Origin of the sequence: Algoriphagus iocasae (assembly GCF_014206875.1) — a bacterium.
Classification (GTDB): Bacteria; Bacteroidota; Bacteroidia; order Cytophagales; family Cyclobacteriaceae; genus Algoriphagus; species Algoriphagus iocasae.
Window position 1 is genome coordinate 627,878 of record NZ_JACIJO010000002.1, and the last position, 25,614, is coordinate 653,491.

Below are 25,614 nucleotides of genomic sequence, written 5' to 3' on the forward strand. Positions count from 1 at the left end.
ATAAAATGAAAAAAATCCTCCCATTTCTAAGTCTTATACTTTGCGCAGCCTGCGGTGAAAAAGGCAGTTCTGAAGACGCAAACTCAGATAATATCCTAGAGAATCTAACTTTTACAGTGGACACGGTAGTCGTAGATCCAGGGGAGGAAATCATTGATTTATCGAATCATCTTAGATTGGCAGATATCAGTAAGGATCGAAAAAAACTCTTTTTGTTTACTGAAAGTGACAACAAACTTTCGGTCATCAACCTCGATCAATTAAATCTGGAAAAAAAGATACCCTATGAAAAAGAAGGGCCTAATGGAGTAGGAAGTTTCCTGTGGAATTTGGATCTCATTAGTGATGATAGATTCTATTTGATGACATTCAATACTGCTGCGATTTTTGATTTTAAAGGCATTAAACATGAGACAATTAATCTCGAAGAAGAGGACATCCAAGGAATCAAAGATAAAACCCTCCAAAACAACCGCTTGAAGGTAACCGAAGATCTAAAATGGTACTACACTGTGCCAGGTTCTGATTTCGATCAAGGTGATCAGTCTGCTGAATTGGCCATTATCAACAGAGAAAACAAAGAAGGGAAACTGTTCCCTTTGCCAGCCTTGGACAAAACACACGAATATAAAGTTATTCTTACTGATGGGCCAATGATGCAAGTCTATGTGGAGGAATATTTTCTATCCGAGTTCTTCGGTAAGTTCTTTGTCACCTCCTCAGCGACAAGTGATATCTATACGATTGATCCAAAAAATGACTCACTTGTACTCCATTCTTTTGATTTAAAACATACTCCAAAAGAGAAAACTGAGCCTCCAAAAAGGAAAGAATTCACTGAAAGAGAAGCCTGGAGGGAAGAAATCAATAAAATTCATACACAAATCACATTCGGAGGATTGCTTTGGGATGAAAGCAGAAAGAATTTTTTCCGCTTTGCCAATATCCTCATCCCAAGTCTTTCTGAAGATATTCCTTCCAAAAGACAAGTTTTCCTTTTAGCCTATGATGAAAATCTAACTCTTATCGGCGAGACAGAAATAGAGGACTTATATGAGTCCCCCGAATTTCCTTTCTTCAAAAATGGCAAGCTCTACTCCTTTGTCAACATCGATGACGAGCTCGGATTCGCAGTATTCACTTTTGATTTTTAAACACCATGAAAAAACTATTTCCTTTTTTTATTCTTATTCTCTTTGCTGCCTGCAGGGAAAAAGGCAGTTCTGAAGAAGTCGAATCTGGGAATCTTCTTGAAAATCTTTCCTATTCTGTGGATACAGTTATCATAGACTCAGGAGAGGAACTTTTTAATCTCTCTGGATTGATTCATTTGGAATATCAGAATCCAAACCTGCTGTATTTCTTTGATGAGAAACAATCCAAAATTCAAAAAATCAATCTTGACAACAGAGCCCTTTTGTCAACATTTCGTTTTGAAAAAGAAGGTCCTAATGGCACCGGAACCTACCTATCAAACTTTCAATCATTGAAGAATGATCATTTTCTGATCGTATCTGATGAATCTCAGGGGATTTTCAAATCTGATGGGACGAAGAAATTAGATCTTCGACTGTCAAATTTTTCTGATAATGAGAGTGAAACTTCTGAGGAAATTCAGTTGCCATTTGAAATGCAATTATCTCCTGATGGAAAATTTGCCTATGCTCTAGTGGGAGATTTCTTTGAAGGGATTTGGAATTTTGTCCGAGTTAACCTTAAAGAAAAATCAATAAAAACATGGGAAATGCCAGAACTGCTTTCCTCCAGAAACTACACCATTATGCTGATGTCAGATGATGGCTTTGATTTACGGGCTGAGGATATTCATCTAGATATAATAAATGAAAAGGTAATGATAACAATAGGCAATACCAGCTCTATCTATCATTATGACCCGGCAACAGACAGTTTACAATTTTTCGATTTCCCTCATGTGCTCACTGCCAAAGAAAAGACAGGAAGATATCCATTGGAAGTGAATTCAAAAGAGGAATACGAGGAAATCGTAAAAGAGATAAATTCGGAAATTACCTATGACAAATTTGTTTGGGATAGCAGTAGAAGCAATTTTTTTAGAATTGGAAGAAAGACAATAAGAGATTCCAAAAAGTCTGAAGTATTCCTTTATGCCTACAACAAAAACCTAGACCTAATCGGTGAGCAAAAAATAGAGGGTCTGGATCAAACTCCAAAGAACTATTTCTTCAAAGACGGAAAGCTCTACTCATACGTTAATGTCGAAGACGAGCTCGGATTTGCAGTATTCACTTTTGATTTTTAGACAATTATGAAAAATTCCAGATACCTTTTACCCCTTTTTCTGGCAGTAATGGCCAGTTGCACTTCTAAAGGAAGTTCTGATAGAATAGAAAAGAATGAAGCTTTCTCTTATACCATCGATACGGTGATGGTAGATGCAGGAGATCAATTTATTTACCTGAATAATTTGCTGACAAGTTCGGGGCAATCGCCCGATGGTAATTACCTCTATAATTTCAACAGAAACCAGGCCACTCTTGAATTAATCAATTTAGAAACATTGAGTTTGGAGAAGATCATCCCATATGAAAAAGAGGGGCCAAATGGCATTGGGTCAGGAATGATTTCAAAAGTGGTTGACATCGGCTCCGATAAGTTGATTTTCTCTGACAGCTACCAGGTATCCACAGTTGATATGAATGGTAAAAAAATAGCTGGATTCAGTTATGCAAAGCAGGAATTTGAAGGTGAAAAACTTCCGGAAGATAAACGTATTCGGCTAGAGGAAACATTTTCCAAAGATGGAAAAACGCTTGTGGCCCTATATGGAGGTCTAAAAATAGACGATACTGCAGATGGTCTGGCAATTTTTGACCTGGAAAATAAGCAGGTACGATATCATCCCATAGACTTATTTAAAGAGCTTGAGAAATTCCAGACTGTTTTTTATTTCGAAGGAGTTCATCCAATTCAGATGTATATGGCAGATATTAAACTACAACTAAAAGGTGATACCTTGATATACTCCAATACTGCCCAAAACAAAGTCTATTTCTTTCAACTCAGTACGAATAATCTCAATTCTAAATCGTTCTCAAGTAAATATACTTCCCAAGAAGCTGAAGGCAATTATCCCAAACGATCTGATAATGAGGAAGAATTTAAAGAGATAACTAAAGTAAAGGAGAAAGAAGTGAATTATGGAAGGTTCTTCTTTGATGATGTCAATGAGGTTTATTGGAGGTTTAGTAAAGAAATGGATAAAATGAATGGAGATTCTATTGTATTCAAAACTGTCTTGACCGCATTCGATTTCAATTTCAATCAACTTCATGAAGAATTACTTCCTTCAAACTTTATTCTTCCTCAAAAATATTTCAGCAGAAAGGGTATGATTTACACTTTTTTGAATATCGACGATGAACTAGGTTTCGTAAGACTCAAACCAACCATCACTTATGAGTAAATACTTTTGTTTCCTTTTTGCATTGCTATTAGTCGGGTGTAATTCCGAAAAAACCTCAGAAAACACTGACTCTGATGCGTTTGATTTTTCCTACACCATTGATACCGTAATAGTGGATTCCAAAGAGGAAATAATATTCCTCAATTGGGATTTAGAAACTTCAGCGATCTCTCTGGACGGAAAATATCTTTATAATTATGACCATAGTAATACAGCTATTCAATTCATAGATCTAGAAAATCTGGTTTTTGAAAAATCGCTGCCTATAGAGAAGGAAGGACCAAATGGACTAGGGGGTAATCGGGTATATCACATTTATGCAGCTGAAAATGATCATCTCATCCTCACTGATAGTTACCATGTGGCAATGATAGACCTGGATGGAAACAAGTCTATGAATTTTCAATACGATAAGTTTGATTTCAAAGGGAAAAAGCTACCAGAAACCATGCGGATTACATCTCAGGAATCTGTTTCTCATGATGGAAGTACTCTAATTACCACTTACGGGGATCTGGAAATGAAGAATGCTCCATCAGGACTTGCGTTTTTTGAGCTTGAAAAAAGGGTGTTTAGTCATATACCCATTGCTATTTTCTCAGAATTACAGCCCTACCTATTCAGATACTACCTTGATGGAAATTTGGCAGGAATGAACCAAGCTGATACCTATCTCATCATGAAAAACGATTCGTTGATCATTACGAGTAGTGCATTTAACAAAATTAATTTCTATCAATTTCCCACAGAATCAATCACTACCAAAACCTTCCAAAGTAAATTAACCAGTAATAGCGCATCTAGTAATTATCCAAAAGAAACTCATTCTCGCCAAGAATTATTGGAGGTTGGGAAAACCATAGAAAATGAAGTCGATTTTGGCCCGTTATTATTTGATGAAGAAAATCAGGTTTACTGGAGATTCAGCAAAGAAATGGACAGAATGATTGAAGATTCCATTGTTTTCAAGACTGTATTGATGGCTTTTGATTCCAATTTTGATCATATGCAGGAAAAATTACTTTCCTCAGACTTTCAGCTTCCAAGGAAATATTTTATCAGAAATGGTATGATCTACACTTTTTTGAATATCGACGATGAACTGGCTTTTGTCAGACTTAAACCAACCATTAGCTATGAATAAATTCAAATTAATTATTCCCGTTTTTCTGGCAGTTTTGGCCAGTTGCAGTAGTAAAGAAAATACTGCCGAAAATTCATTGGAATTCTCCTACAGCATCGATACAGTGATGGTTGATTCCAAAGACCATTTCTTTTTCCTAAACTGGAGTCTGGGAATTTCAGATTTAACCCAAGATAAAAAGCTCCTCTATAACCTTAATCCTGAATCTCTTCTTTTAGAGGTTATTGATATGGATGCATTGGCACTAAAAGAAACCGTTCAACTGGAAAAAGAAGGTCCAAATGGCGTAGGTGGTGGATATATCTCCAAACTTCAGGTACTAGGAAATGGGAACCTGATGCTCTTTGACTTCAATAAAATTGTGGAAATAAGTCCTAAAGGCGAGTTGGTGAAAAAATACGAATTCGATAAAAATACCTTGAGCGGATATGAATTTGGGGAAACAGATGTGGTCAGTTACATGGGGACATTTTCAATGGATGGAAAAACCTATGTTGGAGAATTGGAAGATGAAAGTTTCAGAAAACCTGCCAAAGGACTGGCTGTGATTGATCTGGAAAAGATGGAATTAAATTTCGTCCCAACAGATGCCATTTCAAAGCTAGATGAATTTCGAATCATTTTTGAAATGAATGGAAATGCCATGATGTCTACGGGAGAAACCACTTATATGAAGTTTATCAATGGGAAGTTGGTCCTCGATAATACTGCTTTTAATGAGGTCTATATCTATGATATTGAGACGGATAGTTTACTTCATAAATCTTTTGTAGCAAATCTCACCGGTAATGAAAGGATCAAAAACTTTCCTACACTAGTGGAGACGCAAGAAGAACTTTTTGAAACCTCCAATGAGAAAATGAAGCAGGTTAAATTTGGACCGATGATTCTACAAAAGGAAGATAGGCTCATTTGGAGAATAAGTACAGATTTGGATCGTATGATTGCAGATTCTGTAGTGACGAAGGATGTGGTGACTTTTTTCGATACGGACTATACCATGCTGAAAGAACAACCTTTAGAAAACTACATCACATCACCTACTCGGTTTTTCAAAGATGGAATGTTGTATAGCTTTATGAATTTAGATGATGAATTGGCCTTTGTCAGACTAAAACCAAGTATTACTTATGAATAAATACATTTTTCTTTTACTCACAGTATTATCTTCTTGTAATCGACCCTCTGAGGAAGTGGAAGCACCCACTTTCTCCATTTCCATAGATACTGTAAAAGTTGATTCTAGAGGAGAAATCCTTTTTTTAAATTACTTTCTTGATATTTCGGCTGTAGATCCATCCCAGAAATTCCTGTATAATATGAACATGATGGAAAGTGTTCTTGAGAAAATAAATCTAGAAACACTCAGCTTGGATACCCTGATCCAGCTGGATCGAGAAGGTCCAAATGGGATTGGTTCACCTTTCAAAATTATTGCACTTGAAAATGGAGGTTTTGTGTTTTCCAATAATTACACACTCCGACACATGGATGCTAATTGGCAAGTAACCAAACAAACTACACTAGCAAGAAAACCCTATATTATGGACCTTCTTCCTGAAGGTAAAAGCATCAGCGTTCAGTCCAATGGAATCTCAATGGATGGAAAATACTTGGCTGGAATTTACGAAACTTCAAAAATGTCTGATAAACCTGATGGGATCATCTGGATAGATCTTGAAAAAGAAACGGGAAAGATAATACCGACGGCAGCGCTGGATTTCATTAGGGATAACAACTTGACCTTGGAGTTGGATGGAAAAAAAAGAGGAGGCTTTAGCACCGCCGTGTTTTTCGAGCCTAGCGAAGATAAAATCCTTTTCTCTACCACCTCTAAAAACATGTTGATGGTCTACGATATTCCCACAGATTCTCTCATCACAAAAACTTATGAAAGCAAGCTTACTAGCAATGAGCAAAAACCGGGAGAAGCAAAAACCATCACGGACATCGACGAATTCAATAAGCTCAGGCAGGAGAACCTAAAAAAAGTCACTTTTGGGCCTTGGAATTTAGACCATAAAACGGGCTACCGCTGGAGATTTTCGAAGGAACTTGATCATACCGTCGGGGAAGATAGTCTTGTCTTCAAAACGGTAATCACGGCAATTGACAAGAATTTTGAACAAATCGGGGAATCGCAACTCCCTTCAGATTTTATATTCCCAAATAACTTCAGGATACATGATGGGATGATTTACACCTTTCTGAACATGGACGACGAGCTGGCCTTTGTCAGACTAAAACCAAGCATTAGGCATGAATAAGTTTTATCTGTTATTCTTAGTTTTCACTTTTTTATCCTGTAAAACTGATAAATCCTCCCAAGAATTCAATACCGAAGAATTTGATTTCAGCTATAAATTGGATACTCTTCAAATAGACTCAAATGGTGAATTCTTTTTTTTAAACAATGGATTAGGGGGATCCACAGTTACACCATCAGGGTTGATTTATACATTCAACAGGCCTTTGAATAGGCTCGATGTCGTGGATCTTACAAAAAGGGAACTGGTAGATACGATTCCGCTTGAGGTGGAAGGGCCAAATGGAATAGGAGGATTAGGAATAAATCAAATCCAATTAAGTGATTCAGGAGACTTTTTCTTTTCATCTTTTACAGGATTGCGACAATTTGGGCCAGATGGAGAATTGAAAAATTGGTTCAATTGGGATACTGAAGAGAGAATTCAAAAACAATTCGAAAATAAAGGACTGATCAGTTTCGAAGGGATCGTCTCTCCAGAAGGTTCTACATTTTATGGTACATATTCGGCAGACGGAAGAAGTGGGTCCAGTATGGCTGACGGTTTGGCAATTATTGATTTAAGAAACTTAGAATTAAAAACTATAGAGATTCCAAAACTCGCTGCTCTAAAGGAATATAGAATTGAACTGGAAATCGATGGAATGAAGACAGTCTCCTCTGATAAATTTGATTTATTGCTAAATGACAATAAAATCATCTTCACCCAATCATCTGTAAATTCTATTTCCGTTTATGATCTGAAAAAGGACACATTATTAAACTTTGACTACCAAACGAACCTCTTACCAGCAAAAAAACCAGGAAACTTCCCAAGAAAAGTGGGCACAATGGAGGCGTTTGGTGAGGCTTCCAATGAGAGAAGCAAAGAGCCTTTATTTGGAGAGATTTTATTTGATTCCAAGAACAATCTATACTACAGGGTAAGCTATCTCAAAGACCCAAAACCAGATGGGACAATTGGATGGAATGGAGTCTTTTCTGTTTTTGACAAAGAATTTAACCTGGTCCATGAGGAAGATGGGTTAGGAAGGTATACTGGTAAAAAATTTATTATTGATGGGACAGTTTATCGATTTATAAATCTTGATGATGAATTGGCATTTGAGACACTAACTCCAAGCATCGAAAAATGAAACGACTACTTTCTCTTCTTTTCCTATCCGTGATTATCGGTTGCTCATCGAAAAAGGAAAAGGTGGAAGTAGTGCCCAAAACAATTACCAACAATACATTTGATTACACCTTAGATACAGTTTTTATTGATTCCGGAGATTCCTTACCCTACCTCGATATGAATTTGGTTTCTTCGGATTATGTATCCTCCGAAGGGTTATTATATAATTTGGATCCTGGAACAGGCCGGGTAGATGTCTATGATATTGATGCTCAAAAGCTGAAAAAACGCATCCAGTTTGAGGTGAATGGCCCAAACGGAATCCGAAAGTATTTCCCCACCGGGATCAAAAAAACCAATAATGGTGACATGATCATCAGGGACTATTTCGAGGTTCTTAGAATGGGTGCAGACACCAAATTAAAAGATTCTTATCTTCTTCAAAATCACAAACTAAGTGGGGATAATCTCGGAGAAAGCCAAGAGATCAATGGCATGGGTGAAATCGCAGAAGATGGGTCCTATTTCGCCAGTTATTATGGTTATTACCCCTCCAATGGACGTATTCTCGGTTTAGCAAGAGTGGATCTAACTTCCAAATCCCTGAAATTGATCCCCGTGAGTTTTAGAGATCAATCGGAAAGGTTTTTGATCCGATGGGAATATCGAGAGGGAAAAACGATGGTGGTTCCAGAATACAAATTTCTAACCCTCGACGGTCCAAACTTCATCGCTACCAATTCCTACAAAAATGAACTTTGGTACTATGATGCTACAAAAGATTCTCTGTATCACAGAGTTTATCAAAGTAGTCTGATATCAAATGTCAAGCGTGGAAATTATCGAAAAAAGGTTGGGTCAATGCGGGATTTAAATCTTGCCAAAAAAAGGAAATTTCAGGAGGTAGTCTTTGGCCCCATAATCAAGGATCCTAAAAATAAACGCTTCTACCGCTATAGCCGAGAGGTCCAGCAAGAACCTGAGGAAGGTGGTAGATATTTTAGGTTTGTTTTATCTGTGTTTGATTCAAATCTTAAGATTATCCATGAGCAAAAACTGGATTTATCAGCTTTTATACCTGGAGAATATTTCGTCAATAAGACCTTTGTCCACAAAGGAATGTTGTATACTTTTTTGAATTTTAGAAATCAAATTGCGTTTGTACGACTCCGTCCAAGGTTCGAAAATGAATAGAATTTTATTGTTCTTCGTTTTGATAGCTATAGTTGCTTGCGAGGAAAATGGTAGAAAAGCAGAAAATCCAATCACTTTAGAATTCGAATTTTCTTATGATACGGTAACCATTAATTCAGGAGAACATTTATTTAACCTAGGTCATGGTATACCAAAAGTTAAGCTTTCCCAAGATGAACAATACCTATATTTTTTTGATGATTATAACCTTGCCTTAGACAAAATAGATCTGGAAAAAAAAGAATTTGTACTCACTATTCCATTTGAAAAAGAAGGTCCAAAAGGGATAGGTGCCACATTTGATTACATCCCTGACGAAAATGGAAATATCCAGCTATTAACACCTAAAAGGTTATTTTCTATTGACGAAAAAGGAGTTTTAAATAGTAATTTTCCATCCTACCATTCAATTTTCGAAATGGGTTTTGAAAGCCGATTTTTTGAAGGAGCAAGAATATCTCCTGACAGCCAATTTCTTTTTGGTCTTACAACTTCAACAAATGGTAACCAATCCCTTGCTTGGGTAAATCTAAAAGACACTGTTTTCCATGTATCTCCTTTGGATAGCATGGCATATAGAAAATCTCTTGAAATTGATCTGGGGAGATTAACAATAAGCGGGATGCAAGAAGCAGAATATTTCGAACATCATATTTTAGTTTATCATGATGATGGAATTGACTTTTATGCCCTTGATCTAAATTCAAAGAGTTTGGAATTTCATGATTTCGAACCAACCAAAGTTCCGAAAAGAAAGGATGGAAAATATCCAAAATCAGGTTCTACTGCGGATCTAACAAAGATTTTAGAAATGGAAGGACTTGAAATTAATTATTCCCGAATAGTTTATGACTCATCTTATAAACGATACTATCGAATAGCAAGTAAGAAAAGAGAGAACCAAGTCCGAGCTGGAATACCCAATCAATTCTTGCTTGTTTTTTCTGATGATTTTAAACTAATCCATGAAGAAGATCTCTCAAATTTACCTTTCAGTATTACCACCTATTTTGTCCGAGAAGGAAAGTTTTGGGTTTTTAATAAAGAAACAGAAGAACTTGAGTTTTTTGTCTTTGACTTTAACTTCAATTAGATAAATTATGGATAGGAGTTATTGCCAATTCTGCAATGATCTGCGAACCTTTTCTGCGGACATCTGCGGGAGGATTCTTTTCCGTTGATTTTTTCCCGCTGATTCTCGCCGATGAAATACCGCAGATTTTCACTGAATTAATTATCATTCTGCACCGATCTGCGGATTTTCTGCGGACATCTGGGGGAGGATATTTTTCCACTGATTATTTCCCGCTGATCCTCGCTGAAGTCAAACGCAGATTTCCGCTGATAAAATTCTGTTTCTGTGCGAATCTGCGAACCTTTTCTGCAGACATCTGCGGGATCAGTATAGAAGAGATTTCTCCCTTCGGTCGAAATGACACCACCAAATTTCGCTTTAGAATTCTAATTTTCTATGTTCTAGAGCTGAAAAACTGAGACTGAGAACTGAGACTTTCTTGAAATTTCTGAATTCTAATCAAGCCTCGGCAAGCTCAATTTATATTTCATTGCCAAAAACCGAATACTGATCACCAAAGACATGGATATCAACATATTGTAATTTCGGTCTACCTCGAAATAGTCCAAAACCACATACAAAACAGCACCAGCTAGACAAGCTGAAGCATACACTTCTTTTCGGAAGAGAATCGGGATTTCATTTGTCAGGGTATCGCGGATCACGCCTCCCATCACTGCCGAAAACATTCCCATAATTGCAGCAATCTCCGGTCTCACTCCCAAACTCAATGCTTTTTCAACACCCAAAACGGTAAAAAATCCAATTCCGAGCGTATCAAACAAAAAGAAGGTCTTTCGAAGTCTACTCAAAAAATTGGGGAAAATAAACGCTGCCAAAACCCCAGCAAGAATGGCATACAAAAATTTAACATCACCGATCCAAACCAAAGGATAACTATCCAACAAAATATCACGCAAAGTTCCCCCTCCTATGGCGGTGATAAATCCGGTAAAGCCAGCTCCGAACATATCATGCTCTCGCTCCCGGATAGCCAAAGCACCAGAAATAGCAAATACAAATGTCCCGACTAGTTCTAAGCCGTATTGTAAATCCATTTTTTGATTGTTTACAATTAAATTTTATTCATGACAAAAACACCCATCTCTCTTTGTCCCAAAACAAGCACCGTTTTAGGACCTTCCAAAAATTCCAATCCAAATTCCTGAAATCGATCCATTTGCTCCTTGCTCAGCACAAAACGCTCCGATCCATCTGGAAGTAAATATCTACCATTTCCCAAGGATTGAGAATCCTCCAAAATCCCTCCAAAACCTGTACACGTCCGAAACCATAAAGTGCCTCCAGGCTTCAAAACCCTCATCATTTCTTGGATCATTTGCCAGAAATTCGCCTCGTCCTTCGCAAAATGAAGCACTGCCATGCAAATCACCGCATCGAAAGCTTCCTTGTGAAAAGGAATATTCTCCAGCTCTCCTACTTGAAATCGATGCGAATCATACCCGGGATCCAAACTTTTCGAAAGGTACCGGCAGTATTGAATCGCTGTATCATTTTGATCGATACCAAAAACCTGATAGCCGGAATTGATAAAATAAACCGCATTTCTTCCCTCTCCACAGCCTGCATCAAGGATTTTCATATCCTTACTAAATCGACCTTTCAAGATCTGGTCGAACAGGTATACATCAATATTTCCGAGTAATCTATTCAGTTCCTTATAGTCCATCTTCCCATTTGTCTAATGCTAATTTGGCCTTTTCTCTTCCAATTTCAACTAATTCGGCAGCTCTATGAAATTCCAGCGTTCCTGCCTGATTCCTTGCAACTCTTATTTTGATATCCACAGGATACTTTTCAATCAGCAAACTGCAAAAACGATCCTGAAGCAAATCAAAAGACCTCGTCATTAAATTGATAGAACTCAAAGAGGTCGATTTTTCTACTTTCTCCTGCTCAGGAAAATACTGTTTCATTTTGGTTCGGTACTCCTTAAGCCATCCAGGCAAAGAAATAAAGCGATGTCCTTCCGCATCTTTTTTTGGAGGAATGATCAATTCTGAATCCGGCCCATTCAGTCCCACAACCACAATGGTTCTTTCCATGGGGTTATTCAGGAGTGAAATGGGAACAGGATTGAGAACTCCACCGTCGATCAATTCAAGTTTATGCATTTTGGCTGGTTGAAACACTGTAGGAATACTCCCAGAGGCACGGATCGCAGCATACAAACTCCCAGATCTAAAAATCACTTCCTTTCCGCTTTTGTAATCCACAGCATTGCAGGAAAAAGGGATTTGAAAATCTTCTATTTGACAGTCCTTCACTACCTTCTTCAGTGCGGTGTACACTTTTTCGCCTTTTATAAATCCCCTACTGGAAAAGGTAAAGTCCATCAACGAAAAAACATCCACCCGATCCAGATGACAAATCCAATCTTTAAACTCCTCGAGCTTACCTGCAGCGTACATTCCACCCACCAAAGCACCTGCCGAGCAACCTGCGATTTCGGCAATTTTATATCCCCTATGTTCCAATTCCTCTATGACCCCAACATGCGCTAATCCTCTTGCGCCACCGCTGCTCAAAACCAAAGACACTGATTTACTTTCAGACATTTTTTTCAAAGAATAATAAACTAAATTGAAGCAGAAATATTCAAACGAAAGTACGCATTATGAGCCAATTTAAACCTTTTCACCTGGCTTTCCCGATCAGGGACATTGAAGAAACCAGAGCATTTTATGGGGAATTGCTAGGCTGCGACATCGGCAGAAGCACCGACAAATGGATCGACTTCAATTTCTTTGGCCACCAACTCTCCGCTCATATCAAACCTGAAGAGTTGGCACTTGCCAAAACCAATGCTGTAGACGGTAAAAATGTACCCGTTCGCCATTTTGGAGCAATTTTACCTTGGGATGAATGGCATGAATTGGCGGATAAATTAAAAGCTCATGGGATCGAATTTGTCATCGAACCCTACATCCGCTTCAAAGGAGAAGTAGGAGAGCAGGCCACCATGTTTTTTCTAGACCCATGCGGAAATGCCTTGGAATTCAAATCATTTCAGGATGAATCGCAGATTTTTGCCAAGTAAACCCCAGAGATTTGAAGGTTTTTAACTTAAATACCAGAATTGACCGCCAAATAATTCACCAAGGAAAAACCTACCATTATTTCAGCGGGACTTCCTATTTGGGAATAGATCTGGTACCTGAGTTCCAAGAGCAGGTAGTAATCGGGATGGAGCAATATGGCCTGAATCACGGCTTGAGCAGGATTAATTCTGTCCGACTTCAAATATTCGATCAGTTCGAAAATTATTTTGCCAAAGAAACAGAAGCAGAAGCAGCTCTCTCAATGAGTAGTGGCTATCTGGCTGGAATCGCCGCACTACAGTATCTCAGCAAAGGAACGGACCAAATTTGGGTGGCACCTGATACCCATCCCGCAATTCTACCCATCGAATTAAAGCCAGATGCAACTCAAGAATTTGAGGATTGGAAAAATGAATGCCTGGAGAAATCGAGCAATGCAGAACCCCAAAAGATCTTGGTTCTGGGAAATGCCGTAAATCCAATGCTCCCAGAAATTCACGACTATTCCTGGTTGGTGCAAATTGCCGAAAAACACGAAGTCAGTCTATTGATAGACGATAGCCATGCTTTTGGGATTCTTGGAAAAGGGATTTTTGGAACCTTCAGCCAATGGAAAAACCTTCCGTTAAAATTAGTAGTCACTGGGTCTCTTGGAAAAGGTCTTGGACTACCGGCAGGAATCATTCTTGGAGATCAAAATACCTGCAAAGCGATCAAAAATCTCCCGATTTACGGAGGAGCTTCCCCTTGTCCTCCGGCCTATCTGTATGCATTTCTAAATGCAAAAATCGTTTATGAAGAAAGAAGAGTAAGGCTGATACAATTGATCAAGTATTTCTCCAAGAAAAACAAGATTCCCGAACACATCAAAGGAGAAGAAAACTATCCTGTTTTTTCCTATCGTCCTGAGTCCTGGGTCGAAAAGTTTGAGGCAAATAAGATCATTACTTCTTCGTTTCCTTATCCTACATCTAAAGATCCATCTGTGAATAGAATAATTATTTCCGCTTTTCACAATGCAGAAGACATTGATTCTATTTGGTCTTATATCAATAAAATCTATAAGAGTAAATAACCTTGAATCATGAGAATTTCTCTATTTCTGGCTTTCCTACTATTGACAATTTCTTGTAGTACAAAAAGCGAAAATCCCTTTGAAGATGATTTTAGCAAGTATCCAACATTAGAAAAAGTTCTATCGGATCCTGAGCGATATAAAGTACAGATTCTGTATACACAGATCGATAGAAATGAACATGGAAATCCAATTTTTACGGATTATTCCTTTCATCTAAATGACTCGCTCTATTATTATCCTGCTTCAACAGTCAAACTCCCAATTGCGCTTTTGGCATTGGAATGGTTGGAGGAAAATAATGTGGATAACTTAACAAAAGAATCGATTTTTTTGGTTGATTCCGTTCGGCCTTCACAGATTCCTGCGCTTGTGGATAATTCCTCAAAAGATTCACTTCCGAGCATTGCAAACTATATCAAAAAAATTCTTTTGGTATCCGATAACGATGCCAATAATCGACTCTATGAACTTATAGGTCAGGACTATATTCATAATAAACTGAAAGAGAAGGGCTTGTGGAAAACTGTCATCAGCCAGCGTCTTGCTTTTCCAATTTCTGCAGAGGAAAATCGCTATTTTAACCCAATTCGTTTTGTGGATAAGTCAGGAAAAGTTCTTTTGGAATTACCGGAAAGACATACAGAAATGATATATAAAGTTCCGGGAAATCCAATGATCGGAAAAGCACATATGGTCAATGATTCTCTAGTTCAGGGTCCAATGGACTTCACATTTAAGAATAAATTTCCGTTATCAGAACTTCATGGTGTTGTTCAAAGAGTAATTTTTCCACAGGCATTTCCTGAAGTAGAACAGTTTCATATCAGCGAAGAAAACAGAAAATTTGTGCTGAAATATATGAGCATGTTTCCGGCAGAAAGTGACTTCCCAACATATGATCGGAATGAATTTTATGACGGGTATTCCAAGTTTTTCAAATTCGGAAATTCGAAAAATCCGATTCCAAAAAATTTCCGAATTTTTAATAAAACGGGTTGGTCATATGGCTTCCTAATCGATGGAAGTTATTTTGTGGATTTGGAAAACAAGGTTGAATTTTTTGTTTCCGCTGTCGTCTACGTAAATGAAAACGAAATCCTTAATGACAACGTTTATGAATTTGAGGAAATCGGCAAACCATTTTTTGCTGAGCTCGGCGATTATTTATACCAATTAGAATTGCAACGCAAAAAAACGATTCAGCCTGATTTAAGTAATTTCACTTTTGACTATGGATCTAAGTAGATTTAAAGAATATGGAAAAAGTAAATGGTATGTTCGAATACCATTATTCGCAATTCCTTGCACATTGATTTATCTGATGGTGGTTCACAGAACTTTCAACTTGTTAGAGATCCCCATCGATGATTTCTATTTCCAATTTGGGAAATGGATGATTTGGGCCTTTTTTATGGACCTTTTCTTTTTTTATAAAAAAAACCAGAAAACCAAGCCTAAGAATGAAGTCTAATAAAATCCCATTCATTTACCGCTCATTTCTCAATTTTTGGTTGGCAATTGTTCTTCCTTCCTGTACGATAGCCTTGGTCATTTCCAAGCTTTACTACAATGGAAAAATCAATTTTGAGCCATTATCCGAAACCTACACTTGGCTTTACTTCTTATTCCTTCAGGTATTTTTGGGATTTTTCTCCTATCTATGGGTGTATAGGACGAAAGTAAAAGAATTCAAAAAATAGCCTGTTCAGTGTTTCGGCTCATATTTTACTCCAGCACAGATTGCAAGCTGTAAATCATTCTCACTTGGCGGAATTGGACAAGCATATCCTTCCGCATAGGCACAAAACGGATTGTACGCTTTGTTAAAATCGAGTTCCATGGTATCGCCGACAGGAATTTTTAAATCCATATACCTTCTCCACCATAAGTTTCCTCACCATTCGTCATGTCTGTAAAAGGAAGAAATAGATAATCTTGATACTTTTCCTGAGTTCTCAGGATATGGCTTTGGTAAACATTTAAGCGGAACTCTTTCCCTTCCAAAGTAAATGTGAGGACGCCGTAAACATCGTAATCCTTGATGGAATTGGCGGTAGTTTTCATCTGAAATAGACTTCTTGGAGGAAGTTTTTCAAATTTTGCGAGCACCTTGTATTTTTCATCAATTGAAAAAAATGGTAACCCCTTAAACTCCTTTCTTTCTGCTGCAGATAGTGGAGATTCATCAGGATTTTTAAATTCCGCATTGAGCTCTTCCTGAAACGCAACTATTGTCTTTTTATAATCCTGTGCTATTGAAATGCCTGAAATGAAAGCCATCAAAAGACAGGAAAGGAGTAATTTTTTCATTCTAATTCTATCGTAAGTCCTCAAAATTCTGAGGTAATGTTGATTTCAAATATCGCCAATTCTCCTTCTTATTAGAATGGGTAAGATAAAATTGTCTTCTGCAAATTGGATGAATTAATGTAGAAGGGTATTTGAGAAAAATTTTATCTTGGGAATACAATTTTCCAACATGAAAAATCTACCGATCTATTTCGCCTTTCTTTTTTTAACTCCTTTGACCACTCAGGCACAATCCCTTGCCGAAAAACTCGGCTATTCCAAGGAGGACAAATTATTGATTATTCATGGAGATGATGTGGGTGTATCCCATTCTCAAAACAAAGCAACTTTTGAGGCATTAAAATCCGGCTTGGTGACTTCTACAAGTATGATGGTGCCAAGTGCTTGGTCTGCAGAAGTAGGAGTGATGGCTAAAGAAATTCCTGATGCCGATGTCGGGATTCATATTACTTTGACCAACGAGTGGAATAATTACAATTGGCCTCCAAAAGCTGGAAAATCAGTGGTGCCCGGACTCACAAACGAAAAAGGATTCATGTATCCAGATTGCCCGCCGGTAACAGCGAATGCGAGTCCCGAAGAGGTAGAATTGGAAATCAGAGCACAGATAAAAGGTGCAAATGAGATGGGAATCACACCCACTCACCTCGATTCTCATATGGGATGCATATTTTATGGAAGACCCGAATACTTGCGATCCTATCTAAAAATTGCCCAAGAGCTAAAGGTCCCTGCCATGGTCAACACCCAAATAATGGAAGGAATCATCAAACCAAACAAGGCACTTTTTGAAGGAATAAATCTGGAAAATATTCCTGTTATTAATGAAATTATCATGGCTAATCCGGAGGATTATGAATCAGGAATGGAGGAATTTTATACCAAACAGCTAACGAATTTAAAACCCGGAGTCCATGTGATGTTGATCCATTTGGCTTTTGACGATGAGGAGATGAATGCAGTCACTGCAGGACACGACAGCTATCACGCCCCATGGAGACAAGCAGATTTTGATTTTTTCACAAGCGAAAAGGCCAAAGAATTGATCCAAAAAAACAATATCAAATTGATCACCTGGAAGGAAATCGGAAAAACACTTTAAGCTTTGATAGGAGGTACGTTCAGAAACATTCTCAGCAAAATTTTACTTTCTTTTGGAAGTATTTTCTTGATTTTCAGATCATACGAACTGATCATGGATTGGGAAAAAGTGCAAAGCCATGAAACTTTGGAAGCTTTCATTTTCCCCTTTTTAGCAAACCTTTTTATTCTAGGAGCATTTGCTTTTGCTGGATTTGCTTGGCCTACTTATAGACTACTTCCAGACAGTTATTATCAGATCAAAAGCCCGAATCAACTGATTTCATTTTCAAAAAAGATCGGTATAGGCTTGTTTCAAAAATTTCTGCTTTTCACTTTCTGGAGAAATAAAGACCAACAAAAACGGTATTTCAATGGAACAAAATCCGGAATCTTTCATTGGGTGAAGGAGTCAAAAATGTCGGAATTCGGTCATTTGATCCCCTTTTTCATTCTTCTTGTTTTAAGTATCTGGAGCCTTCTATTGGGATTTTGGAAAATGGCTTTGATCAATTTAGTCTTGAATATTTTGGCAAATCTCTATCCGGTTTTGCTTCAAAGAAGCCATCGAGCCAGACTTTCTCCGATATTAAAGAGGCTTAAAGATTCAACCAGTAATTCAGCTTAAACACCAAAGAACGCTGTTTTGGAGTGAAGCTTTCCGGGAAATAATTATCCGTATAAACCAGGAAGAAATCAGAAACCGGAGCAAATCTCCATTGTAAACGCGTGTTGATATTCAGGTTATCAATCTGATTATTGTACTGAATAAAGGTCGTCCAGAATAGCTTCTTAGTGAAGGTCAGGTCGATTCTTGGTCCTACCAAAACCAGATCTGCATCATTCTGAGGTTCAGGAAGTCGGATTCTAGCATAATTGAAATTCATGGAGATATTGGCAGTATATCCTATTCTCAATCCGAGTTCACTGATAACTCTTTGGAAATTTCCCGTGTAATATTGGCCTCCCTCTGCTTCCAATTTGACATTAAAAGCATTTCTCGGATTGCTGTTGTAAAGCAAGCCAATTGTTTTTGTATAATAGTCCGAGCCAGCAGGCAGCTTTTCCCCACCTGTTCTTGTCGGGTCAAAATCCTGAAATAAATAAACATATCTGTTTTTCTGGGTCAGCGTCAGTTGGGAAAATGAATTAAATCTAACACTATAGCTCAAATTAATATCCCGATCTGTTGTTCCGATATCTTCATTCCAATACCCTTCAAACTCCAGTTTTGGTCCATGCCTGTTAATCAACTTAGATTTTGGATAAAACATGTAGGAGACATCCGGGTTAAATCGCTTGAAGTTTGACCGTGGGAGATAACCTACTTCTGGATTAAAATCCTTTCCTATATCTTGAAAACTCGCACTCCATGCCCAATGGATGTCACTGAAAAGCATGTAAGCATTAAATGAATATGGCTTAACGGTTTCGACTGATTCAAAAGTCCTGTGATAAAACATTTTTCCAGTCCATTTTCCATTAGCTGAGTTTAGATTATAATCCAGTCCTATCAGGCGGTTGTATTCATTTGGGTTAAATAGAGATTGGTATTCATCCAGAGCCAAAGACTCCTTATCCACATAGATCAACCCAATATTTGATCTGGCAAAAAGCTTCTTTTGAATTGCAAAAACAGAGAAATTCTTACCTGTAATTCCTGCTTCATCATCCGTCGCAGTTTGCATATTCATCAGGCCAATTCTCCAATTTTCATTGATTTTGCCACTGAGTCTAGCTCCATAAATAATTTTACTCTGCACATTTTGGCCTGTGGCCGAATCAATATCTACCCCAATTCTTCTGGAGAAAAAAGGTCTGGATCGAGTCTGACCAAAGCTGTCAAAGAGATCGGCATTTTCTAGAAAAAATTGTCTCCGTTCTGGAAAGAATATTTCAAATCGATCCAGATTTGTTACTTGTTGATCCACTTCAACCTGCGAAAAATCGGGGTTGAAAGTCAAATCCAGATTCATCGCCGGACCAATTCCAATTTTCGCATCTCCACCCACCGCAGGAGTAAATTTCTCGCTGGTATTCTCCAGATAATTTTTGGATGTCTTTCCTGCCACATATGGTATCAAAGAAATATTGGCAGAGTTCTTCCTGATCGGCTCTTCAAAAATCAACTTTCTGTTAAATGCAGTCGAAATAATTGAGAAGTTTCTAGGGATAGGTGACCAGGTGCTTCTTTCCCCTTCATGGCTATCAATTCTGTAGAAATTGACATTCCAGTTTTGTCCACCATCCTTGAAGCGAATAGTCGACAAGGGAATGATGGCCTCGACCTGCCAGCGGTCTTCTTTGATGATGGCTTCTGCAAACCATTTATTATCCCAAGCTAAACTCAGGTCCTCAGACTTGGTCCCTCCATTCGATAAAAGTCCTTCTCTTTGTACTCCATAGGGGTTGATCCCGAACTGAAAGGCGTTGGTTTTATCATTGAATGTGTCAAAGACAAAAGTGATCCCGTCATTGGCCTCACCACGATAATCTCTTCTCAAAGAAGTGGAAATATAATCGCGTGGGCCATTATTCATCATTACCGCAGCCAAGTAGAGATTATTGTCATCAAAGGCTATTTTCACCCGGGTCATAATTACCGATTCTGATGTATCAGAAGGAAAATATTGCATGAAATTCCCGTTCCATCCATCTTCTTCATTCCAGATTTCCTCATCCAATTCTCCGTCTAAAACGATTGGATTTTGGATTTTAAAGGCAAAAGCATTGTTTGCAGAAGTTGACTGAGCAACTACTGAATAAGATTGTAAAAGAAAATAGATAAAAAATAAAATATAGTTCCGCATAGCCGAGTGATACCTCGCAAAAGTATCGGACAACGGTTAGGATAGGAACATTATTATACCAATGGTCAAATTTTCGGATGGTATGTGAGATTTACCTTAGGTTTCGCCAAAAGCGGTCAATATCAGGTTTCTACCTGAAGCATAACGCCGAAATTCACACAAATAGACTCCCTGCCATGTACCGAGGGCTAATTTCCCATTGGAAATAGGAATCTGAAGGCTGGAATCAAAAAAACTGGCTTTGATATGAGCGGGCATATCATCTGGACCTTCGTAGGTATGAATAAACTTCGGGTAATTTTCTGGAATCAGCTCATTGACAAAGGTTTGAAAATCTTTCCTCACCGTTGGATCCGCATTTTCATTGATGGTAAGGGCAGCAGAAGTATGCTGGATAAAAACTTGGAGGAATCCGATTTTTATTTTTCTCAGTTCCGGAAATTCCTCTTCGATCAAATCCGTGATCAAATGGTATCCTGATGGAAAGGCTGGTAATTTTAATTTTTTCTGAAAAAACTGGCTCATCCCTAAAAGTAAAACCAGAAAATAAAAAAGGAGGTAAAAACCTCCTTAAAATTATTGTTTATCAAAGTATAATTTCGGTCCGTCACATTCATCCCATGTTCCGGTTAACTGACCTTTGCTATTGATAAAATAGTCCTCAGTTCCAGAAGAGCAACTGTGGATCAATAGGCTATTGGTGGCGGAATAAGTAAACTTATACCGTGTCAATCCATCTGAAGTACTTTGTTCATATTCTCCTTCTAATTTATAATCTCCAACTGTTTTGGTAAAAGTACCATTTGGCATCAACGCATACACATAGGCTGAATCCTGAATATTGGTATATTCTAAATTTCCGGAAACATCGACTTGGTATCCTGCCAAAGCCCATTTTTGACTTTCATCACGTAATTCGGGCATTTCATTGAAATCGCATGAAAAGGCAACTAGTGCTATCAGCGCAAAAATTGAAAATTGTTTCATTGGTTTAATCTGTTCTAGTAAGAGCAATCTCCTTTGATCAACTTCTTTGCCAAGATTAAACCTCTGCTAAACTTTTAATTATCTTTTTTTGCTGCTTTTTGCCAATGGATTATACTTTAAGGCCATTTCCACCCAAAACTCCCAGTCCTCATCCAAGTCAAAGCCTTCAGGATCAACGAATAAAAAACCTTTCATGGGTCTTCCGGTAAATTCCATCGGTCTACAACCTGTCCTTTTCATACACAAACCCTCAGCTTCCTCACCCACCCTTACCATCAATCGGTCTACTTTGGAATTCTTATCCTGATTGACTCCCATCAACATTTTATCATCGACCATAAAGAGCATTCCACCCATCATTTTCTTATGGGTAAAAGCAACGCCCCTTCGTTTCAAACTAGACTGGAGACGCTCCACTAAGTATTCGTCGTAGGCCAAAGTTTAGAAGTTAGATTTTACCAATAAAGTTTTCCAAAACCCCAATTCCGTCGATTCCAATTCTCACTTTGTCACCGGCTTCTAGAGTAAAATTATCTGGAACAATACCAGTTCCTGTCATCAGAAAACACCCAATCGGGAAGGTGTTTGCACGGAAAAGCCAATCCGCCAATTCTTGGGGTTTTCTTTTCAACTGCGTCAAAGCTGTTTCTCCGGCAAATGCAAGTTGGCCTTCTCTAAAAATCTCCAAGCGTACTTTTGATTCTTCAGATATTATCTCATCCTGCACCAAAATACAAGGTCCAATAGCTGCACATCCTTGATACACTTTTGCCTGAGGCAAATAAAGAGGGTTTTCTCCTTCAATACTGCGGCTACTCATATCATTTCCTACAGTAAATCCCTGAATTCGTCCAGCTGGTGAAATCACCAAGGTCAGTTCAGGTTCCGGCACATCCCAAGTAGAATCTTTACGGATATTTACTTTACCGCCAGGAGGGGAAACTCTGCTGGCTGTCGCTTTAAAAAATAATTCTGGGCGGTCTGCAGCATACACTTTATCATAGAAATCCGCCCCACCAGCATCCTGGCTTTCTTCCATTCTTGCGGTTCTACTTCGATAATAAGTTACTCCTGCTGCCCAAATTTCTTGATCTCCCATTGGAGCCAAAACGCCCACGTCCAGTAATTTTTCAGCCTCTTCAATTTCTAGCACTCTCCATCCTTTTAACTCGAAATTCAAGTAGTCTTTCAGATTTTCTCTTCCCAATAGCTCGTTCCAATGAAGAGTTGGGCCTAGGTAATAGGAATCATTTTTTTGAAGGAGGGTTCCAGAAGGAAGCTTGTAGAGTTTCATAGGTTTAAGGGTTTAATGAAGCAGGAATTTAAGGAAAAGATTTGGGAAGGCTAGCTGCCGAAAACAAGGAATTTCATTTTTGAGAATTGCATAAATGCTTTTCCCCATTACCTTTGCAACAAGATCATAAGGGGTGCCTAAATATTTCGGGCTGAGATCATACCCATAAGACCTGATCCGGGTAATGCCGGCGAAGGGAAATGAGCAGCATTAACTAGTACCAAATCGAATTCGCGAAAAGGCGCCGTTGCGCTTTCTGTTTTGTACAAGTTGTGCATACGGGTAAACAATCAAGGAAGACTTCCCCTAAGTTTTCTCATGTTTCACCTTATTGACCCGAAAGGGTAATACACATGAAAAAATTACTGCTAAACCTGGCTTTTTGCCTGTTTACAATTTCAGCTTGGGCTCAGGAAAGTCTAAAAGGAAAAATTCTGGATGCCGATTCCGGTGAACCATTAATCGGTGCATCTGTCTGGACCGAAAAACAAGGCAGAGGTGCCGTGACCGATGAAAATGGCAATTTTACCATCAGCAAATTAAAGTCCGGAGAAGTTTTACTCCGGGTATCTTATGTGGGATTTGAAACTTCCGAGCAGGTAATTACTCTTCCAAGAGCAGAAGAACTTACTATTAGACTGAAGCCTACCGAGCTTTTGACGGAGGAATTTATAGTATCCGCAACTCGTGCCTCGGCAACCACACCAACAACCTTCCAGACCATTGACAAGGCTGAACTTGCCAAAAGGAATCTGGGTCAGGACATTCCTATTCTGTTGAATTTCACCCCTTCTGTAGTCACTAACTCTGATGCAGGAGCGGGAATTGGTTACACCAGCATGAGTATTCGTGGATCGGATCAAAGCAGGATCAACGTGACTGTCAATGGAATTCCAATGAATGATGCAGAATCTCATGGAGTGTTTTATGTCAACATGCCAGATTTCGCATCCTCGGTGGATAACCTCCAGATCCAGCGAGGTGTTGGAACCTCCACCAATGGAGCTGCGACTTTTGGTGCAAGCCTAAACATTCAAACGGATACCCGTCATGATGATCCTTATGCAGAGATTTCTAACTCTGTGGGATCCTTTAACTCTTGGAAACATACGGTGAAAGCAGGAACTGGCCTTTTGAATAATCGCTTTGCGGTAGATGCAAGACTTTCCAAAATTACTTCCGATGGTTACGTGGATCGGGCATTTTCTGATTTGAAATCCTTTTTTGTTTCTGGCGGATATTATGGTGAAAATCATGTGGTGAAATTGAACGTGTTTTCCGGAAAGGAACAAACCTATCAAGCTTGGTATGGATTGCCTGAATCAAAACTGGAGGACGACAGGACGTTCAATTATTACACTTATGACAATGAAACAGATAATTACCAGCAGGATCATTATCAGTTGATCTATACCGGAAAAATCGGAAATAACTGGAAAACCAATGCGGCGCTTCACTACACCTATGGCCGTGGATATTACGAGCAGTACAGAGAGGATGATGACTTTGCAAGCTATGGCTTACCAGATGTAGAAATCGGAGGAGAAACCATTTCCTCTACAGATATCATTCGCAGAAGATGGCTCGATAATGATTTCTTTGGGGGCATCGCCTCAGCCAATTACATCTCAGATGATGGAAAATGGGATGTGATTCTGGGAGGTGGAATCAATCGCTACGATGGAGATCACTTTGGGGAAATCATCTGGGCAAGAATTGCAGGAGCTACCAATATTCGGGATCGCTACTATGACAATAATGCTGTTAAAGACGATCGAAACATTTATCTAAAGGCAACTCATGAAATCAGCCCAGGATTGAATCTATTCGGAGACTTACAGTTTCGCGGGATCGATTACACCTTTTACGGAGTCAATGACGATCAACGAATCGTTGACGGTCAGGTAAATTATGGCTTCTTCAATCCAAAATTCGGTTTGAGTTATGAGCGAAACAATGGTCAGATTTGGTATGCAAGCTATGCAGTGGCCAACAGGGAACCGAAGAGATCCGATTTTACAGATAATCCGATCACTGAAATTCCAAGACCAGAAAGATTGAATGACATCGAGGCTGGGGTGAGAGCCCAATCTGGTAAATTCAGCTATAACGCTAATTTTTACTACATGGATTACAAAGACCAGCTTATTCTAACTGGTCAAATCAATGATGTAGGAGCTTATATCCGTGAAAATGTAGACAACTCTTACCGAGCTGGAATTGAACTTTCAGGAAATTATCAGGTCTCTAAAGCGTTTACCGTCGGTGGAAACCTGACAGTAAGCCAGAATAAAATCAAGGAGTTTACTGAATATGTCGATGATTACAGCACAGAGGAATTCCAACAGGAGGCATTCACTTATGAAAACACGGATATCGCATTTTCGCCAAATACGATTGCTTCCGCAATAATAGAATTTAAGCCTATCGAGAATCTTTCTTTGAACTGGATGTCCAAGTATGTTGGAAAGCAGTTTCTGGACAATTCGGCTAGTGACAGCAGATCTTTGGACGCTTTCTTCACAAACGATATTCGAATCAACTATCAAGTTCAACCGAGATTTTTCAAAAGCCTTGAGCTAAACTTATTGGTGAATAACATCTTCAATGAATTGTACGAGCCAAATGGATATACTTTCAGCTACTTCGTTCCAGGCGACACAGGCAGAGAATTAATTACGGAAAACTATTATTACCCGATGGCAGGCACCAACTTTATGTTGGGATTGAATTTGAAGTTTTAAAAACCCCG

Annotated in this window: 26 protein-coding genes and 1 riboswitch; of the genes, 16 read left to right on the forward strand and 10 right to left on the reverse strand. The window is 38.5% G+C overall.

Annotated features, from left to right (window positions below; genetic code table 11):
• Positions 1–5 precede the first annotated feature (5 nt).
• Genes FHS59_RS10160 through FHS59_RS10200 form a run of 9 tightly spaced genes read left to right on the forward strand, consistent with a single transcriptional unit; the run spans position 6 to position 10,259 of the window.
• The gene (locus FHS59_RS10160; protein ID WP_184495034.1) at positions 6–1,154 is read left to right on the forward strand and encodes a DUF4221 family protein; all 1,149 of its coding nucleotides are present in this window, start codon (positions 6–8) and stop codon (positions 1,152–1,154) included.
• A gap of 5 nt (positions 1,155–1,159) precedes the next feature.
• A complete protein-coding gene (locus FHS59_RS10165) occupies positions 1,160–2,281 on the forward strand; it encodes a DUF4221 family protein (RefSeq protein WP_184495035.1) in 1,122 nt (373 codons plus the stop codon).
• A 6-nt stretch (positions 2,282–2,287) separates the two neighbouring features.
• On the forward strand, positions 2,288–3,445 hold the full coding sequence (locus FHS59_RS10170; protein WP_184495036.1) for a DUF4221 family protein: 1,158 nt from the start codon (positions 2,288–2,290) through the stop codon (positions 3,443–3,445).
• A complete protein-coding gene (locus tag FHS59_RS10175; RefSeq protein ID WP_184495037.1) occupies positions 3,438–4,589 on the forward strand; it encodes a DUF4221 family protein in 1,152 nt (383 codons plus the stop codon). Before FHS59_RS10170 ends, FHS59_RS10175 begins: the two co-directional genes overlap by 8 nt.
• Positions 4,582–5,727 carry a DUF4221 family protein gene (locus FHS59_RS10180; RefSeq protein ID WP_184495038.1) on the forward strand — a complete coding sequence of 382 codons (1,146 nt, stop codon included), beginning with the start codon at positions 4,582–4,584 and terminating at the stop codon, positions 5,725–5,727. The genes FHS59_RS10175 and FHS59_RS10180 overlap by 8 nt, the downstream gene beginning before the upstream one ends.
• Entirely contained in the window at positions 5,720–6,856 is a 1,137-nt protein-coding gene (locus tag FHS59_RS10185) for a DUF4221 family protein (protein WP_184495039.1), read from the forward strand. Before FHS59_RS10180 ends, FHS59_RS10185 begins: the two co-directional genes overlap by 8 nt.
• Entirely contained in the window at positions 6,849–7,991 is a 1,143-nt protein-coding gene (locus FHS59_RS10190) for a DUF4221 family protein (protein WP_184495040.1), read from the forward strand. Before FHS59_RS10185 ends, FHS59_RS10190 begins: the two co-directional genes overlap by 8 nt.
• The gene (locus FHS59_RS10195) at positions 7,988–9,166 is read left to right on the forward strand and encodes a DUF4221 domain-containing protein (protein WP_184495041.1); all 1,179 of its coding nucleotides are present in this window, start codon (positions 7,988–7,990) and stop codon (positions 9,164–9,166) included. The genes FHS59_RS10190 and FHS59_RS10195 overlap by 4 nt, the downstream gene beginning before the upstream one ends.
• Complete coding sequence (locus tag FHS59_RS10200) at positions 9,159–10,259, forward strand: DUF4221 family protein (protein WP_184495042.1); 1,101 nt, start codon at positions 9,159–9,161, stop codon at positions 10,257–10,259. Before FHS59_RS10195 ends, FHS59_RS10200 begins: the two co-directional genes overlap by 8 nt.
• Positions 10,260–10,696: 437 nt before the next feature.
• Here FHS59_RS10200 and FHS59_RS10205 read toward each other — a convergent pair whose 3' ends face one another.
• From FHS59_RS10205 to FHS59_RS10215, 3 genes are read right to left on the reverse strand one after another with little or no spacing between them, the layout of a single operon-like run.
• The gene (locus FHS59_RS10205; protein WP_184495043.1) at positions 10,697–11,299 is read right to left on the reverse strand and encodes a trimeric intracellular cation channel family protein; all 603 of its coding nucleotides are present in this window, start codon (positions 11,297–11,299) and stop codon (positions 10,697–10,699) included.
• Between the two features lie 17 nt (positions 11,300–11,316).
• Positions 11,317–11,931 carry a class I SAM-dependent methyltransferase gene (locus FHS59_RS10210; RefSeq protein ID WP_184495044.1) on the reverse strand — a complete coding sequence of 205 codons (615 nt, stop codon included), beginning with the start codon at positions 11,929–11,931 and terminating at the stop codon, positions 11,317–11,319.
• Positions 11,921–12,820 (reverse strand): patatin-like phospholipase family protein, encoded by a 900-nt coding sequence (locus tag FHS59_RS10215; RefSeq protein WP_184495045.1) that lies wholly within the window; start codon positions 12,818–12,820, stop codon positions 11,921–11,923. The genes FHS59_RS10210 and FHS59_RS10215 overlap by 11 nt, the downstream gene beginning before the upstream one ends.
• Before the next feature lie 59 nt (positions 12,821–12,879).
• Between FHS59_RS10215 and FHS59_RS10220 the strand changes: the two genes are divergently transcribed.
• The 4 genes from FHS59_RS10220 (at position 12,880) to FHS59_RS10235 (ending at position 16,081) form a co-directional block, all read left to right on the forward strand.
• Positions 12,880–13,302 (forward strand): VOC family protein, encoded by a 423-nt coding sequence (locus FHS59_RS10220; RefSeq protein WP_184495046.1) that lies wholly within the window; start codon positions 12,880–12,882, stop codon positions 13,300–13,302.
• 11 nt (positions 13,303–13,313) lie between these two features.
• Positions 13,314–14,378: an aminotransferase class I/II-fold pyridoxal phosphate-dependent enzyme gene (locus tag FHS59_RS10225; protein ID WP_184495047.1), complete on the forward strand. Its 1,065-nt coding sequence runs from the start codon at positions 13,314–13,316 to the stop codon at positions 14,376–14,378.
• Between the two features lie 9 nt (positions 14,379–14,387).
• The gene (locus FHS59_RS10230; RefSeq protein WP_184495048.1) at positions 14,388–15,626 is read left to right on the forward strand and encodes a serine hydrolase; all 1,239 of its coding nucleotides are present in this window, start codon (positions 14,388–14,390) and stop codon (positions 15,624–15,626) included.
• A 215-nt stretch (positions 15,627–15,841) separates the two neighbouring features.
• On the forward strand, positions 15,842–16,081 hold the full coding sequence (locus tag FHS59_RS10235; protein WP_184495049.1) for a hypothetical protein: 240 nt from the start codon (positions 15,842–15,844) through the stop codon (positions 16,079–16,081).
• A gap of 5 nt (positions 16,082–16,086) precedes the next feature.
• Here the strand turns inward: FHS59_RS10235 and FHS59_RS23440 are convergent, their stop codons facing one another.
• Together FHS59_RS23440 and FHS59_RS10240 are read right to left on the reverse strand one after the other, a co-directional pair.
• Positions 16,087–16,221: a DUF1684 domain-containing protein gene (locus FHS59_RS23440; protein WP_221444484.1), complete on the reverse strand. Its 135-nt coding sequence runs from the start codon at positions 16,219–16,221 to the stop codon at positions 16,087–16,089.
• A 20-nt stretch (positions 16,222–16,241) separates the two neighbouring features.
• Complete coding sequence (locus tag FHS59_RS10240) at positions 16,242–16,691, reverse strand: DUF1684 domain-containing protein (protein ID WP_221444485.1); 450 nt, start codon at positions 16,689–16,691, stop codon at positions 16,242–16,244.
• A gap of 169 nt (positions 16,692–16,860) precedes the next feature.
• Between FHS59_RS10240 and FHS59_RS10245 the strand changes: the two genes are divergently transcribed.
• Positions 16,861–17,793 carry a polysaccharide deacetylase family protein gene (locus FHS59_RS10245; protein WP_184495050.1) on the forward strand — a complete coding sequence of 311 codons (933 nt, stop codon included), beginning with the start codon at positions 16,861–16,863 and terminating at the stop codon, positions 17,791–17,793.
• A gap of 3 nt (positions 17,794–17,796) precedes the next feature.
• Entirely contained in the window at positions 17,797–18,399 is a 603-nt protein-coding gene (locus FHS59_RS10250) for a glycosyl-4,4'-diaponeurosporenoate acyltransferase CrtO family protein (RefSeq protein ID WP_221444486.1), read from the forward strand.
• On the opposite strand, the gene FHS59_RS10255 is transcribed toward FHS59_RS10250, so the two are convergent.
• The 5 genes from FHS59_RS10255 to FHS59_RS10275 all read right to left on the reverse strand — a co-directional run bounded on the left by FHS59_RS10255 (position 18,371) and on the right by FHS59_RS10275 (position 22,862).
• Positions 18,371–20,581, reverse strand: a complete 2,211-nt coding sequence (locus tag FHS59_RS10255; protein WP_221444487.1) for a DUF5916 domain-containing protein — start codon at positions 20,579–20,581, stop codon at positions 18,371–18,373. The two genes, FHS59_RS10250 and FHS59_RS10255, sit on opposite strands and share 29 nt — an antisense overlap.
• Before the next feature lie 96 nt (positions 20,582–20,677).
• The gene (locus FHS59_RS10260; RefSeq protein WP_184495052.1) at positions 20,678–21,106 is read right to left on the reverse strand and encodes a secondary thiamine-phosphate synthase enzyme YjbQ; all 429 of its coding nucleotides are present in this window, start codon (positions 21,104–21,106) and stop codon (positions 20,678–20,680) included.
• 51 nt (positions 21,107–21,157) lie between these two features.
• A complete protein-coding gene (locus FHS59_RS10265) occupies positions 21,158–21,568 on the reverse strand; it encodes a hypothetical protein (protein ID WP_184495053.1) in 411 nt (136 codons plus the stop codon).
• A 78-nt stretch (positions 21,569–21,646) separates the two neighbouring features.
• A complete protein-coding gene (locus tag FHS59_RS10270; protein WP_184495054.1) occupies positions 21,647–22,006 on the reverse strand; it encodes a TfoX/Sxy family protein in 360 nt (119 codons plus the stop codon).
• A 10-nt stretch (positions 22,007–22,016) separates the two neighbouring features.
• Complete coding sequence (locus FHS59_RS10275) at positions 22,017–22,862, reverse strand: fumarylacetoacetate hydrolase family protein (protein WP_184495055.1); 846 nt, start codon at positions 22,860–22,862, stop codon at positions 22,017–22,019.
• 119 nt (positions 22,863–22,981) lie between these two features.
• Positions 22,982–23,078: riboswitch (TPP riboswitch) on the forward strand.
• Between the two features lie 137 nt (positions 23,079–23,215).
• Here FHS59_RS10275 and FHS59_RS10280 point away from each other — a divergent pair.
• Positions 23,216–25,606 (forward strand): TonB-dependent receptor, encoded by a 2,391-nt coding sequence (locus FHS59_RS10280; RefSeq protein ID WP_184495056.1) that lies wholly within the window; start codon positions 23,216–23,218, stop codon positions 25,604–25,606.
• Positions 25,607–25,614: the final 8 nt, after the last annotated feature.

What these genes read in the sequence shown, in the direction of transcription:
- FHS59_RS10160 (WP_184495034.1), top strand. Translation starts at nt 6, where the DNA reads ATGAAAAAAATCCTCCCATTTCTAAGTCTTATACTTTGCGCAGCCTGC.
- FHS59_RS10165 (WP_184495035.1), top strand. Translation starts at nt 1,160, where the DNA reads ATGAAAAAACTATTTCCTTTTTTTATTCTTATTCTCTTTGCTGCCTGC.
- FHS59_RS10170 (WP_184495036.1), top strand. Translation starts at nt 2,288, where the DNA reads ATGAAAAATTCCAGATACCTTTTACCCCTTTTTCTGGCAGTAATGGCC.
- FHS59_RS10175 (WP_184495037.1), top strand. Translation starts at nt 3,438, where the DNA reads ATGAGTAAATACTTTTGTTTCCTTTTTGCATTGCTATTAGTCGGGTGT.
- FHS59_RS10180 (WP_184495038.1), top strand. Translation starts at nt 4,582, where the DNA reads ATGAATAAATTCAAATTAATTATTCCCGTTTTTCTGGCAGTTTTGGCC.
- FHS59_RS10185 (WP_184495039.1), top strand. Translation starts at nt 5,720, where the DNA reads ATGAATAAATACATTTTTCTTTTACTCACAGTATTATCTTCTTGTAAT.
- FHS59_RS10190 (WP_184495040.1), top strand. Translation starts at nt 6,849, where the DNA reads ATGAATAAGTTTTATCTGTTATTCTTAGTTTTCACTTTTTTATCCTGT.
- FHS59_RS10195 (WP_184495041.1), top strand. Translation starts at nt 7,988, where the DNA reads ATGAAACGACTACTTTCTCTTCTTTTCCTATCCGTGATTATCGGTTGC.
- FHS59_RS10200 (WP_184495042.1), top strand. Translation starts at nt 9,159, where the DNA reads ATGAATAGAATTTTATTGTTCTTCGTTTTGATAGCTATAGTTGCTTGC.
- FHS59_RS10205 (WP_184495043.1), bottom strand. Translation starts at nt 11,299, where the DNA reads ATGGATTTACAATACGGCTTAGAACTAGTCGGGACATTTGTATTTGCT.
- FHS59_RS10210 (WP_184495044.1), bottom strand. Translation starts at nt 11,931, where the DNA reads ATGGACTATAAGGAACTGAATAGATTACTCGGAAATATTGATGTATAC.
- FHS59_RS10215 (WP_184495045.1), bottom strand. Translation starts at nt 12,820, where the DNA reads ATGTCTGAAAGTAAATCAGTGTCTTTGGTTTTGAGCAGCGGTGGCGCA.
- FHS59_RS10220 (WP_184495046.1), top strand. Translation starts at nt 12,880, where the DNA reads ATGAGCCAATTTAAACCTTTTCACCTGGCTTTCCCGATCAGGGACATT.
- FHS59_RS10230 (WP_184495048.1), top strand. Translation starts at nt 14,388, where the DNA reads ATGAGAATTTCTCTATTTCTGGCTTTCCTACTATTGACAATTTCTTGT.
- FHS59_RS10235 (WP_184495049.1), top strand. Translation starts at nt 15,842, where the DNA reads ATGAAGTCTAATAAAATCCCATTCATTTACCGCTCATTTCTCAATTTT.
- FHS59_RS23440 (WP_221444484.1), bottom strand. Translation starts at nt 16,221, where the DNA reads ATGGAACTCGATTTTAACAAAGCGTACAATCCGTTTTGTGCCTATGCG.
- FHS59_RS10240 (WP_221444485.1), bottom strand. Translation starts at nt 16,691, where the DNA reads ATGAAAAAATTACTCCTTTCCTGTCTTTTGATGGCTTTCATTTCAGGC.
- FHS59_RS10245 (WP_184495050.1), top strand. Translation starts at nt 16,861, where the DNA reads ATGAAAAATCTACCGATCTATTTCGCCTTTCTTTTTTTAACTCCTTTG.
- FHS59_RS10255 (WP_221444487.1), bottom strand. Translation starts at nt 20,581, where the DNA reads ATGCGGAACTATATTTTATTTTTTATCTATTTTCTTTTACAATCTTAT.
- FHS59_RS10260 (WP_184495052.1), bottom strand. Translation starts at nt 21,106, where the DNA reads ATGAGCCAGTTTTTTCAGAAAAAATTAAAATTACCAGCCTTTCCATCA.
- FHS59_RS10265 (WP_184495053.1), bottom strand. Translation starts at nt 21,568, where the DNA reads ATGAAACAATTTTCAATTTTTGCGCTGATAGCACTAGTTGCCTTTTCA.
- FHS59_RS10275 (WP_184495055.1), bottom strand. Translation starts at nt 22,862, where the DNA reads ATGAAACTCTACAAGCTTCCTTCTGGAACCCTCCTTCAAAAAAATGAT.
- FHS59_RS10280 (WP_184495056.1), top strand. Translation starts at nt 23,216, where the DNA reads ATGAAAAAATTACTGCTAAACCTGGCTTTTTGCCTGTTTACAATTTCA.